The organism is Streptomyces sp. NPDC056296 (assembly GCF_042268605.1).
Taxonomy (GTDB): Bacteria; Actinomycetota; Actinomycetes; order Streptomycetales; family Streptomycetaceae; genus Streptomyces.
In genome coordinates this window covers 293379-305693 of sequence record NZ_JBHJRX010000001.1, presented here as the reverse complement: position 1 = coordinate 305693, position 12315 = coordinate 293379, and the positions used below count along the sequence as shown (strand labels likewise).

Genomic DNA, 12315 nt, shown 5'->3' with positions numbered 1-12315 from the left:
TAAGATCTCTGTAGGCTCAGCACACCCCTCATACCGGACGCTCCAGCCGCCCTCCACATACGTCCACATACACCCACACACGACACACGACCCGGGAAACCCGCCATGCCTCGACGCCGCACCACCAGCTCGTCAAGCTCGACGGGCTCGACGGGAAGTTCGCCGGCTCCGAGGAACCGGACGCCCCAACCGGTGCGGGTGCGGCGGCGGTCGTTCGGGGACTTCGTCAAGGCGTTCCTCGCCTTCGTGGTGCTGCTCGTGCTGGTCGTCGGGGTCCCCCTCGCGCTGGCCATGACCGCAGGGTGGCCGTTGCCCAACGGGGCGCCCGGCCTCGACTGGCTGCAGCGTGAGATCACCGTGCAGACCTTCCTGAGCATCCTGACCGTCGTCGTCTGGTTCGCGTGGGCGCAGTTCACCGCCTGCGTGCTCGTCGAGGTCAAGGCCGCGCTGTCCGGCGTCGGGGTGCCGGGGCGGGTGCCGGGGTCCGGGCCCAGTCAGCTGCTCGCCCGGCAGCTCGTCGCCGCCCTGCTGCTCGTCGGTGCCACCGCGGCGAGCCTCACGCCGGGGCTGTCGCAGCTCGGGCAGAGCATGGAGGGGAACCAGAAGCCGTCCGTCGCCGCCGCCCAGCAGACGCCGGGACTCTTCGCCCAGCAGCAGGAGCAGGCCGCCAGTACGGCGAATGCCCTCGCCGAGCAGGCCGGGCAGGCCGCGGCCCGCGCCGACAGCGGCTCCGCCGCGCACGGCGACACGAAGTACTACCGGATCCAGCCGCCCGAGGGACGCCACCACGACTCCCTCTGGGAGATCGCCGACCGGCACCTCGGTGACGGACGCCGGTACAAGGAGATCTTCGAGCTCAACAAGGACCGCGTGCAGCCGGACGGGTCCAAGCTCTCCGAGGCGTCCCTCATCCGGCCCGGGTGGATCATGGAGATGCCCGGCGACGCCCGCGGCGGCGAGCTCGTCGAGTTGCCCGACGAGGCGCCGAACGTCTCCGAGCAGGTGCAGCAGCAAATCAGCGACTACGCGCAGACCGGCGACCAGGCACAGGGGAGCGGCGGAGCCGGCGCCGGCTCCGGAGGCGGTGCCCAGGGTGGCGGTGACGCCCAGGTCTCGCTGCCCGAGCAGCGGCCCGTGCCCGCGCCCGCCCCCGTGACGCCCGCGAACCCGGCCCCCGCCCCCAGCACCGGCCAGGAGCACGCCGCCACCCCCGCGGAGGCCGGGCACTCCTTCGGGCTGCCCGAGGCCCTCCTCGCCGCGCCTCTCCTCGCCGCCGGGCTCCTCGGCGCCCTCGGCCGCCGGCGCCGGCAGGCGCTGTGGCAGTCGGCGCTCGGCAACGTCGGCGGACGGCGCGGCATGGAGCCGCCCACGCCGACCGGCGACGCCCAGGACGCGCAGGACGCGCTGCTCGTCGGCGCCGACCCCGAGGGCGTACGCCTGCTGGACCGGTCGCTGCGCGGGCTGGCCGCCGCCCTCGCCGCCGAGTCGCGGCCGTTGCCCGTCGTGTACGCGGCGTGGATGAGCAGCAACGGCGACCTGCATCTGCAGCTCGCCCAGCCCGCGGGCAAGCCGCCGACGCCCTGGCAGCTCGGGCAGGACCAGACCTTCTGGATGCTGGCCCGCGCCGACGCCGAGGGGTACGAGGACGCCGACACGGCCGCGCCGTACCCGGGTCTCGTCAGCCTCGGCACCATGGACGACTCCCGGCTGCTGCTCAACCTGGAGGCCGTGCCCGGCCTCGTCTCGCTCAGCGGTACGGAGGCCGACCGGGCCGCCGTGTTCGCGTCGGTCGCCGCCGAACTGGCCACCAACGGCTGGTCGGACCGTATGACCATCACACTCGTCGGGTTCGGCGACGACCTCACGCCCCTCGCGCCCAACCGCATCCGCCACCTCGACGGGTTCGAGGACCTCTTCGAGACCATGTCCGCCGAGACCCGGCAGCGGCGCGGCGCGCTGGGTGCCGCCGGTCACGACTCCGTCCTCACCGGCCGTACCGGGCCCGCCCAGCACACGCGTTGGGCGCCGCACCTCGTCCTGCTCGCCGCCCAGCCGTCCGACGAGGACGCCCTGCGGCTCGCGGAACTCGCGGCCGACGCCAGTCGCCTCGGCATCGGCTACCTCGTCGGCACCGAGGGCACCGAGCTGCCCGGCGCCGCCTGGGAGATGGAGATCACCGGCGAGGGCCGACTGCTCGCGCCGCTGCTCGGGCTGGAGCTGGAGGCCCAGTTGCTGCCGGCCGCGCAGCAGCGGGCCGTCGTCGAGCTGTTCAGCGACGCCGACCCGGGACGCGGACCCGGCGGACCGGCCAACACCCCGCCGTTCCTCGTCGACATCAGCGAGCAGGGGCGGCCCGCGGTCTACGCCCGCCTCGTCGGGTCGTACGAGATCATCGGCCTGGACGCGCCCGACGGCGACCGCAGTGCCCAGCTCCACGAGGCGCTCGCGCTGCTCCTGCTGCACCGCGAGGGCGTCCATCCGCGCGTGCTGGCCTCGGCGCTGTGGCCTCGCGGCGTGACGGAGGACGTGCGCGACGCGCTGCTGGAGCGGCTGCGGGTCTGGCTGGGCACCGACCCCGACGGCACGCCGAGGCTCGGCACCGACGCCACCGGACGACTCACCCTCGCCAAGTCCGTCGTCTCCGACCTCGACGTGCTGCGCTCCCTCTACTACGAGGCCACGCAGGGCCGGGGCGTCGACAGCCGCCAGGTGCGCGGACGGCTGCTCACCGACGCGCTGGTGCTGGTGCGGGGGCCGCTGCTCGCCGACCGGCCCGAGGGCCGCTACCGCTGGCTCACCCACGAGATCATCGACGCCCAGCTCCCGCTGCTCGTCGCGGACACCGGACTGGCGCTCTCCGAGTTCCACCTGGAGAGGAACCGCGCGGAGAAGGCCATCGAGGCGCTGAACGCGGCGCTGCGCACCGCCCCCGCCGACGAGCGCCTGTGGCACGAACTGCTGCGCGCCACGCACGCCACCGAGGACACCGGACGGCTCCGCACGCTCGCTGCCGACCTCATCGGCCGCAGCGGTGCGCGCGGACTGCCGCCGCGCACCGAGGCACTGCTCGACGAGCTGCTGCCGACCTGGCGCGACGGCGTCGCCGCCGCCGGATGAGCGCCGCCGCCGGATGAACATCGATCTCCTGGTCGTCCTGATCATCCTGGTCGCCGCGCTCTGGGGCGCGGCGACGGGCGCGCTGCTGCCCCGCGCCGTCTACCGGTTCTCCGCCCCCTCGGGGGAGGCGTGGCGCGAGCGGTGTCCGGGCGGCGCGCATCCCGTCCGGGGCTGGCTCGGACGGGCGCGGTGCGGGCAGTGTGCGGCCGGGGACGCCTTCTACGGCCCTCGCATCGCCGTGCCCGCCACCGTCACCGCCCTCGTCTGCGCCGCCCTCGCCGCCGCCACCGGGACCCGCCCCGAGTTGGCGGTCTGGCTGCTGCTCGCCCCGGCCGGCGTGCTCCTCGCGGTCGTCGACCTCCGGGTACGGCGGCTGCCCGACCCCCTCACCCTGCCCCTCGCCGGCACCGCGCTCGTCCTCCTCGGCCTCACCGCCCTCGTGCCCGAGCACGCCGGGGAGTGGACCACCGCCCTGCTGGGCGCCCTCGCCCTCGGCGCCGGCTACTTCGTGCTGTTCCTCATCAACCCGTCCGGCATGGGCTTCGGCGACGTGAAGCTGGCCCTCACGGCCGGTGCGGTCCTCGGCTGGTACGGCTGGCCGACGGTGATGCTCGGCACGTTCGCCGGGTTCCTGCTCGGCGCGCTCTACGGCGGCGCCCTCGTCGTCGCCCGGCGGGCCGGGCGCAAGACGGCCATCCCGTTCGGGCCGTTCCTGATCGCGGGCGCCTTCCTCGGCGTCCTCGCGGGCGCCTACGCGGCCTGAGAACGCCTGCGGATGCCTGCGGATCACCGGCCGAGAGGGCTGGCGTACGCTGGTCTGGTCCGTCCACAACCCTTACGAACTCTGCGAAAGGGACGCCGGTGACCGAGAAGGCCGACCTTCAGCCCATCCTCGACCGCGCCGCCGCCGGTGGGCGGATCACCCCCGAGGAGGCGCTCGTCCTCTACCGCGACGCCCCGCTGCACGCGCTGGGCGCCGCCGCCGACGCCGTACGCAGGCGCAGGTACGCCGGTACCGAGCACATCGCGACGTACATCATCGAGCGCAACATCAACTACACGAACGTGTGCGTCACGGCGTGCAAGTTCTGCGCCTTCTACGCGGCCCCCAAGGACACGAAGAAGGGCTGGTCCCGCGACCTCGACGACATCCTGCGCCGCTGCGCGGAGACCGTCGAGCTGGGCGGCACGCAGATCATGTTCCAGGGCGGCCACCACCCGGACTACGGCGTCGAGTACTACGAGAAGCACTTCGCCGCCATCAAGAAGGAGTTCCCCGAGCTCGTCATCCACAGCCTGGGGGCGAGCGAGGTCGAGCACATGGCGCGGATCTCGAAGGTGTCGGTCGAGGAGGCGATCCAGCGCATCCACACCGCCGGGCTCGACTCCTTCGCCGGTGCCGGCGCCGAACTGCTCCCGGAGCGTCCGCGCAAGGCGATCGCGCCGCTGAAGGAGTCCGGCGAGCGCTGGCTGGAGATCATGGAGATCGCGCACCGGCTGGGTGTCGAGTCGACCTCCACCATGCTCATGGGCACCGGCGAGACCAACGCCGAGCGCATCGAGCACCTGCGCATGATCCGGGACGTGCAGGACCGCACCGGCGGCTTCCGCGCCTTCATCCCGTACACCTACCAGCCCGAGAACAACCACCTGAAGGGCCGCACGCAGGCCACGCTCTTCGAGTACCTGCGGATGATCGCCATCGCCCGGCTGTTCATGGACAACGTCGCCCACATCCAGGGCTCCTGGCTCACGACGGGCAAGGAGGTCGGCCAGCTCTCCCTGCACTACGGCGCGGACGACCTCGGCTCGATCATGCTGGAGGAGAACGTCGTGTCGTCGGCCGGCGCCAAGCACCGGTCCAACCGGCTGGAGATCATCGACCTGATCCGCAAGGCGGGACGCGTCCCGGCGCAGCGTGCCACGACGTACGAGCACCTCGTCGTGCACGACGACCCGGCGAACGACCCCGTCGACGAGCGCGTCGTGTCCCACATCTCGTCCACGGCCATCGAGGGCGGCACGGCCCATCCGGAACTGAAGCTGCTCGCCTCCAACTGAGGGCTGTCGCTTCCGTGTTGACGATCCACACCTGCGAAGCCTCGCCCGGGACGGCCGTCGTGGTCGACGGCGCGCGTCTCGCCGCCGTCGGCCCGTACGAGGCACTGGCCGCCGACCACCCGCGGGCGCGGGTGCGCCGGTGGCCCGGCATCCTGACGCCCGGACTGCTCAACCCGTACGGCCCGGAACTGCTGGAGCAGGCCTACCACCCCGACCCGCGCGAGGCGGACCGGCTGGGCACCGAGCCGATCTTCGGTGAGCGCGCGCTCGCCCTCCTCGGTGCGCACGCGTCCGCGCGGGGCGCCAGCGCGCGCCGAGGAGTACAACGCATGCTGGCGCACGGAACGGTCGCCCTCGCCGGGGAGCTGCGAGGCCGAGCGGCCCTGGACGCGGTGCGCGGAGCGGGGCTCGCCGTGGCGGCGCGTCCGGCCACCCTGCCCGGGCCCGCGTCCTTCTCGCCGGTCCCGCTGGTGCTGCTTCCCGCGCTCGCCGCCGGGAAGCCCGCCCGGTTCGCGGTGTTCGACGTACCCGACCGGGCCGCGCTCGTGCGGGACGGCGCGTCCACGTGCGTGGCCACCGTCGTGGGCGGCCGTCTGGTGTACCGGGGGCGCTGAGCGCGCGGTCCCACGGGGCTCGCCCGACGGGCCTACGCGCCGAACGCCGCGCCGAACGCCCCGTCCTCCTGCTCCACGCCGCTGCACGTGGTGAGCGCGTCGCTGGCCGACGCGTCCTCGGCGCACCGAGGTTCCTGCCGCCGACACCTCCCGACGCTGCTCGGCGTGCGGCTTCACCACGCCCGGCAGCCGGGAGTCCCAGGCCGTGTTCGTGTGCGAGAACCCGGACTGCGGCTGGTCGGGCAACGCCGACCACAACGCGGCCCGGAACGTCCTGCCCACCTGTGCCGGATGGGCCTCGCGCTCGTCCCGGCTGCCGGCCGCCGTTCCGCTGAACGACCGGTTCTGGGAGGTGTCCGCCTTCGAGGCGTACCTGCCGCTGGACAGCCAGTGGTTCCTGCTGGGGTGGGCTGGGCCCTGGTCGCGGCGTTCGTGCTGCTGTTCGGATGGGTGGAGGACGTCGCCGCGCGGAAGAGGCCGCGCCCGCTGCCGTGCGCCCGTGCTGCAACAATGGGCCCGTGACCCGCGCTTCCCTGAACAAGCAGCCGCACGAAGTCGCCTCGATGTTCGACCACGTCGCGGAACGGTACGACCTGACGAACGCCGTGCTCTCCCTCGGCCAGGACCGGGCGTGGCGCAAGGAGGTCGCCAGAGCCGTCGACGCCCGTCCCGCGCAGAAGATCCTCGACCTCGCGGCCGGCACCGCGACCTCCTCCCTGCCCTTCGCCCGCACCGGCGCCTACGTCGTCCCCTGCGACTTCTCCCTCGGCATGCTCCAGGTCGGCAAGGGGCGGCACCCGTGGCTGCCGTTCACCGCCGGCGACGGGATGCGGCTGCCGTTCAAGGACGACGTCTTCGACGCGGTCACCATCTCCTTCGGACTGCGCAACGTGCAGGACACCGACGCGGCACTGCGCGAGATGTACCGGGTGACGCGGCCCGGCGGCCGGGTCGTCATCTGCGAGTTCTCGCACCCGACCTGGACGCCCTTCCGGACCGTCTACACCGAGTACCTGATGCGCGCCCTGCCGCCGGTGGCCCGCGCGGTGTCGTCCAACCCCGACGCGTACGTCTACCTCGCCGAGTCCATCCGCGCCTGGCCCGACCAGCCGGCGCTCGCGGAGCGGCTGGGCAAGGCCGGCTGGTCCAGGGTGGCGTACCGGAACCTGACGGGCGGCGTGGTGGCGCTGCACCGGGGGTTCAAGCAGAGCAAGCAGAGCTGAGGGGACTCAGGGAGAGCTGAGGGGACTCAGGGAGAGCTGAGGATCGCGCAGTGGGGCGGCCCGCCCTCGCCGGGCTCGCCCGGCTCGGCCAGCTCCCGCCGGAGCCCGCCCCGGGGCGGACCCGGCACACGCGGCTCCCGGATGCCCCCGCCGCCCTCGCCCTCCCCGAAGTCGAACCACACGTACACCATCGACTCCCGCGGCACCTGCGCGCCGGGCCGCGGATACTGGCGTACGACGTAGTCGACGACGGTGAGGTGGAGGTCCGGCCGGTCCGGCGCGTGCAGGGACAAGCCCTGCGCCCCGGCCGCCTCCCGAGCGTCCACGGCCATCAGGCCGACCAGGCGCGGTACACGTACGTCGGATTTCTCGGGTACCAGGCGCACGGACGTCACCCCCCAGCGGTACCCGGCAGAGTAACTCCGCGGGGCACCGCCGGGAAGCGCCAAGTGGCTTACTGTGACACTTGGTTACTGCCTGTCATGTTACTGTCTGTCATGCATCCTGCAGGGGGAGCCGGTAGCAGTGCCCCTGCTGCCGTGAGACCGGGGTCGTGAAGACCTCGTCGAGCCGCATGCCCAGCCGCTCCGTGACCGCGATGGACCGGGCGTTGCGGGCGTTGACCATCGCGACCACCTCCGCCACACCGGCCGCCCGCACCCGCTCCAGGGTCTGCCGGGCCGCAGCCGTGACGTACCCCTTGCCCCAGTGCGCCCGCCCGAGGCGCCAGCCGATCTCGATGTCGCCCTTGGGGCCCCAGTCCTGCGGCCACGGCTGGGCGCCGGTGAAGCCGATGACCCGGCCGTCCTCGTCCACCATGGTCCACAGGCAGAAGCCGTGCTCGGCGTCGTGCCGACGCTGGCGGGCGGTGAGTTCCTCGTAGACGGACAGCTCCGCGGACCTCCCGCCGTGGAACTCCATGACGTCCGGGTCGTCGAAGATCCGGTGCCAGGCGACGGCGTCCTCGTCGGTGGGGACGCGCAACCGTACAACGGGGAGAGCTCGGTTCACTGGGCAGCCCTTCAGCCGGGTGATCGGTGACGCTGAATAGACTGCCCATGTCCAGTGCCCGTCGGCACGCAGATTTTCGAACTCTGGGGAGATCCCGCCGTGACCGAGCCCCTCTCCGACAACACCGCCGATGTGATCGTCGTGGGCGCGGGGCCAGCCGGCTCCACGACCGCGTACCACCTGGCCAAGGCCGGGCTCGACGTCCTCCTGCTGGAGAAGACCGCGTTTCCCCGGGAGAAGGTCTGCGGTGACGGCCTGACCCCTCGCGCGGTCAAGCAGCTCGTCGCCATGGGCATCGACATCTCCGAGGAGGCCGGCTGGCTGCGCAACAAGGGCCTGCGCATCATCGGCGGCGGCTCCCGCCTCCAGCTGGACTGGCCGGATCTGGCCTCCTTCCCGGACTACGGACTCGTCCGCAAGCGCGACGACTTCGACGACCAGCTCGCCCGGCAGGCCCAGAAGGCCGGCGCGCGCCTGTACGAGCGCTGCAACGTCGGCGCCCCGATCGTGGACGACCGCACCGGCCGCATCACGGGAGTGCACGCCAAGCTGGGGGAGGACAAGCGCGAGGTCACCTTCCACGCCCCGCTGGTCGTGGCCGCCGACGGCAACTCCACGCGGCTGTCCCTGGCGATGGGCCTGCACCGCCGCGAGGACCGCCCGATGGGCGTCGCCGTCCGTACGTACTTCACCTCGCCCCGCCACGACGACGACTACCTGGAGTCCTGGCTGGAGCTGTGGGACCGCCGCGGGGCCCAGGACCGGCTCCTGCCGGGCTACGGCTGGATCTTCGGCATGGGCGACGGCACCTCCAACGTCGGCCTGGGCGTGCTGAACACCTCCAACTCCTTCAAGGAGATCGACTGGCGCGAGATCCTGAAGGCCTGGTGCGCCTCCATGCCGGAGGACTGGGGCTACACCCCGGACAACATGACCGGCCCCATCCGCGGCGCCGCCCTGCCCATGGCCTTCAACCGCCAGCCCCACTACACCAAGGGCCTGCTGCTGGTCGGTGACGCCGGCGGCCTGGTGAACCCCTTCAACGGCGAGGGCATCGCCTACGCCATGGAGTCCGGCCAGATCGCCGCCGACGTCATCGTCCAGGCACACGCGCGGGCCACGCCGTCCCAGCGCGAGATCGCCCTCCAGCGCTACCCGCGCGTCCTGAAGGACACCTACGGCGGCTACTACACGCTGGGCCGCGCCTTCGTGAAGCTCATCGGCAACCCGAAGGTCATGCAGATCGCGACCCAGCGCGGCCTCACCCATCCCATCCTGATGAAGTTCACCCTCAAGATGCTCGCCAACCTGACGGACCCGACGGGCGGCGACGCGATGGACCGCATCATCAACGGACTGAGCAAGGTCGCGCCGAAGGCCTGACCGGGCTGCCCGGCCAGCTCGGCCAGCTCGGCCAGCTCGGCGTGCTCGGAGTGCTCGGAGTGCTTGGCGTGCTTGGCGTGCTCGGCCCGATCAGTCGAGAGCCGCGGCGTTGGCGGTCCGGCGCGCGAAGATCTCCTCGCGCCGGTCCGCCGACTGCCGCAGCGCCGCCTTCCGTTCACGGGCGGAGAGCCGGTCCAGGTAGACGTGCCCGTTCACGTGGTCGGTCTCGTGGGCGAGACAGCGCGCGAAGTAGCCGGTGCCCTCGACGAGAAGCGGCTCGCCGTCCCTGTCGAGGCCCCGCACGACGGCCCGGTCGGGCCGCGGTAGGGCCACGACGGCGCCCGGCACGGACAGGCACCCCTCGCCCTCGTCGAGCAGCCGCCTGGCGGACGGTTCGAGGGACTCCAGCACCGGATTGACGACGTGTTGGACATGTCGGACACCGTCGTCGTCCAGGCAGTCGTAGACGAACAGGCGCAGCGCCACGCCCACCTGATTCGCCGCCGGCCCGGCTCCCTCGGCCACGTACATCGTGCGGAACATGTCGTCGATGAGCGCGGCGAGGTCCGGCCCGAACTCGGTGACGTCCCGGCACGGCTTGTGCAGCACCTCTTCGCCGACCTCGGTGACCCGCCGTACCGACCCGCGCCGGGCCTCGGGCGCGAACGGCGGGTAGGAGGCGGTGCTGGGCCGGCCCTGTACGAACACACTCGGCATGACGTTCTCTCCTTCGGCTCGTGGACGGGCCGGTGGGAAACCGGCCCGCGCCGAGCATGCCAGGAGAGGCCGAAGGGCCGCTGCCCTGAGTGGCTGCGGCCCTTCGTGCGGATGTGTCCGCGTAGTGCGGGGGTGTCCGCGTGGTGCGGGGGTGTCCGCGTGGTGCGGGGGTGTCCGCGTGGTGCGGGTGTGTGCGTGCGTGGACTACAGCACGCGCACCGCGCCGCTCGGCGGGTCGTACGACAGCGACGCCTTGATGACGCCGGTTGACGAGTTCTGCGCGCCGACGAACATGCCGTCGCCGACGTAGACGCCTACGTGGTACGCGCTGCCCGCACCGCCCCAGTACAGGATGTCGCCCGGCTGGAGGTTGTCCAGGCCGACCTGGGTGCCTGCGGTCGACTGGGACTGGGAGACGCGCGGCAGGTCGACGCCGACCGACTTGAAGGCGGCCTGCACCAGGCCGGAGCAGTCCCAGGAGTTGGGGCCGGTGCCGCCGGAGACGTAGGCGTCGCCGACCTGGGACTGCACGAAGGAGACGACCGCGGCGGCCGAACCGGTGGCCGTGGACGTGGACGTGGACGTGTTGCTGCCGGCGCTGCTGCCCGAGCTGTCGGAGGACCCGGTGTCCGCCGTGGCGCTCAGGGTGGCGCGCTCGGCGCTGCGCGAGGCGCGCTCGGCGGCCGCCTTGCGCTCGGCCTCCTCAGCCTTCTTCTTCTCCTCCGCGGCCTTCTTCTTGGCCTCGGCGAGGTCGGCCTTGGCTTCCTTGGCGGCCTTCGTGGCGGCGGCGTCACGCTCGGCCTGCAGCTCGTAGCTCGCGGCCGCCTGCTGCGTGACGTCCGCGGACTGGGCGACCTGAGCGGCCAGGTCGGCCGTCAGGGTGGGCAGTTCCAGGGTCTGCGTCACCGGTTCGGCCGCGATGGCCGAACCCGACGCCCCGGCCACTGCCAGGGTGCTGAGGACGCCACCGGCAACTCCGGCCCGCATCGCGATGGTCGACGCGCTGCGGCGGGGTTTCCGGTGGCTGCGTATGTGAGCGGTGTGGGACATAGGGACAACCGGTATCAGGAGCTCCTCCATACCTTCAAGAAACGTGGGCTGCGCCACAGTTGTTCAATCGAGCCTCGAATCCCGGGCGTGTCGCTCCTTATTGACGCCCTAACGGACATTGCGGGCGGCTCGTAACCGGCCTGTGATCACGCTCTTTGATCGTTACGCCCGAATTGCCCCGCGCTTACCACTTGTTGGGACAGTTGGCCAAGCCCGGTTCTCAGACGTCTCTCATGAATGTGGCGCAGGTCACGGAACGGTTGCCCCGTCGACCGCGTCCGTGGCGCGCGACCGGTCCCGCGGCGCTCGTGAACGCGTGCACGTGTCCACATCGCACCCCGCCCCTCCCTCTGATGTGTGAACGCGTCCTCTATCAAGCGTTCGCGTCCAGCACCAATTTGCATGCACGAGAAGCATCTTGATATTGAGACGCCCGCTGCTCGCACCCTCTGGCCAGCGGCGACGAGCGAAAATGTCACCTCTGGTGATCACCTGAACGCTTCTTGTGTGAAGATCACCGCTCATCCGACTTCATGATCGTTCGTCAGGTGGTGGAGATCACAAAGCTTGTGCAATACCCCGTGTCGCAGATCACAGAGTGGCAGGCATAGGATGCGAGGCAGTTGGGCTTGTGACCTGCTTCACATGTTCGCGATCTTCGTTCAGGACGGGCGGGGTTCGTGGGGCTGTTGGGGCGGCTGTGAGTCCAGTGCAGTGCCAGTGCAGTGCCAGTGCAACCGCCAGCAGTCAGTGCCGACTGAGAGGAGCGAGGAGCGGTGAACGCGTATGCGCCCATCCTCGTACTGGGAGCCCTCGGGGCAGGCTTTGCGATCTTCTCCGTGGTCATGGCCACGCTGATCGGTCCGAAGCGGTACAACCGGGCGAAGCTCGAGGCCTACGAGTGCGGAATCGAGCCGACCCCCACGCCGGCCGGCGGCGGGCGCTTCCCCATCAAGTACTACCTGACGGCGATGCTCTTCATCATCTTCGATATCGAGATCGTCTTCCTCTACCCCTGGGCCGTCACCTTCGACGCCCTGGGGATTTTCGGGCTCGTGGAGATGCTGCTCTTCGTGCTCACCGTCTTCGTCGCGTACGCGTACGTATGGCGGCGCGGCGGCCTGGAATGGGACTGAGGG

At 71.7% G+C, this 12315-nt stretch carries 11 protein-coding genes and 2 pseudogenes; 9 read left to right on the top strand and 4 right to left on the bottom strand.

What is annotated here, in order from left to right:
* Positions 1 to 105: 105 nt before the first annotated feature.
* The 7 genes and pseudogenes from ACFCZF_RS01485 (at position 106) to ACFCZF_RS01455 (ending at position 7015) form a co-directional block, all read left to right on the top strand.
* Positions 106 to 3117 (top strand): BTAD domain-containing putative transcriptional regulator, encoded by a 3012-nt coding sequence (locus tag ACFCZF_RS01485; protein ID WP_376669904.1) that lies wholly within the window; start codon positions 106 to 108, stop codon positions 3115 to 3117.
* A gap of 13 nt (positions 3118 to 3130) precedes the next feature.
* Positions 3131 to 3880 (top strand): prepilin peptidase, encoded by a 750-nt coding sequence (locus tag ACFCZF_RS01480; RefSeq protein WP_376669903.1) that lies wholly within the window; start codon positions 3131 to 3133, stop codon positions 3878 to 3880.
* A gap of 98 nt (positions 3881 to 3978) precedes the next feature.
* Positions 3979 to 5178 carry a cyclic dehypoxanthinyl futalosine synthase gene (mqnC, locus tag ACFCZF_RS01475; RefSeq protein WP_376669902.1) on the top strand — a complete coding sequence of 400 codons (1200 nt, stop codon included), beginning with the start codon at positions 3979 to 3981 and terminating at the stop codon, positions 5176 to 5178.
* 14 nt (positions 5179 to 5192) lie between these two features.
* Positions 5193 to 5792: a hypothetical protein gene (locus ACFCZF_RS01470; RefSeq protein ID WP_376669901.1), complete on the top strand. Its 600-nt coding sequence runs from the start codon at positions 5193 to 5195 to the stop codon at positions 5790 to 5792.
* A gap of 127 nt (positions 5793 to 5919) precedes the next feature.
* Positions 5920 to 6131, top strand: a pseudogene (locus ACFCZF_RS01465) (zinc ribbon domain-containing protein); the annotation flags it as partial.
* Positions 6106 to 6314 (top strand): annotated as a pseudogene (locus ACFCZF_RS01460) (acyltransferase); the annotation flags it as partial. The pseudogenes ACFCZF_RS01465 and ACFCZF_RS01460, both read left to right, overlap by 26 nt.
* A complete protein-coding gene (locus ACFCZF_RS01455) occupies positions 6311 to 7015 on the top strand; it encodes a demethylmenaquinone methyltransferase (RefSeq protein WP_376669900.1) in 705 nt (234 codons plus the stop codon). The pseudogene ACFCZF_RS01460 and the gene ACFCZF_RS01455, both read left to right, overlap by 4 nt.
* A 26-nt stretch (positions 7016 to 7041) precedes the next feature.
* Here ACFCZF_RS01455 and ACFCZF_RS01450 read toward each other — a convergent pair whose 3' ends face one another.
* Entirely contained in the window at positions 7042 to 7401 is a 360-nt protein-coding gene (locus tag ACFCZF_RS01450) for a PASTA domain-containing protein (protein WP_376669899.1), read from the bottom strand.
* A gap of 109 nt (positions 7402 to 7510) precedes the next feature.
* Complete coding sequence (locus ACFCZF_RS01445; RefSeq protein WP_376669898.1) at positions 7511 to 8026, bottom strand: GNAT family N-acetyltransferase; 516 nt, start codon at positions 8024 to 8026, stop codon at positions 7511 to 7513.
* Between the two features lie 99 nt (positions 8027 to 8125).
* Here ACFCZF_RS01445 and ACFCZF_RS01440 point away from each other — a divergent pair, with 99 nt between their 5' ends.
* Positions 8126 to 9409 (top strand): geranylgeranyl reductase family protein, encoded by a 1284-nt coding sequence (locus ACFCZF_RS01440; protein WP_375912706.1) that lies wholly within the window; start codon positions 8126 to 8128, stop codon positions 9407 to 9409.
* 90 nt (positions 9410 to 9499) lie between these two features.
* Here ACFCZF_RS01440 and def read toward each other — a convergent pair whose 3' ends face one another.
* Both def and ACFCZF_RS01430 read right to left on the bottom strand, forming a co-directional pair.
* The gene (def, locus tag ACFCZF_RS01435; RefSeq protein WP_376669897.1) at positions 9500 to 10126 is read right to left on the bottom strand and encodes a peptide deformylase; all 627 of its coding nucleotides are present in this window, start codon (positions 10124 to 10126) and stop codon (positions 9500 to 9502) included.
* 204 nt (positions 10127 to 10330) lie between these two features.
* Positions 10331 to 11176: a C40 family peptidase gene (locus ACFCZF_RS01430; protein ID WP_376669896.1), complete on the bottom strand. Its 846-nt coding sequence runs from the start codon at positions 11174 to 11176 to the stop codon at positions 10331 to 10333.
* A 776-nt stretch (positions 11177 to 11952) separates the two neighbouring features.
* Between ACFCZF_RS01430 and ACFCZF_RS01425 the strand changes: the two genes are divergently transcribed.
* Positions 11953 to 12312, top strand: coding sequence for an NADH-quinone oxidoreductase subunit A (locus ACFCZF_RS01425; protein ID WP_003974383.1), 360 nt, complete (start codon positions 11953 to 11955; stop codon positions 12310 to 12312).
* The last annotated feature ends 3 nt before the right edge of the window (positions 12313 to 12315 follow it).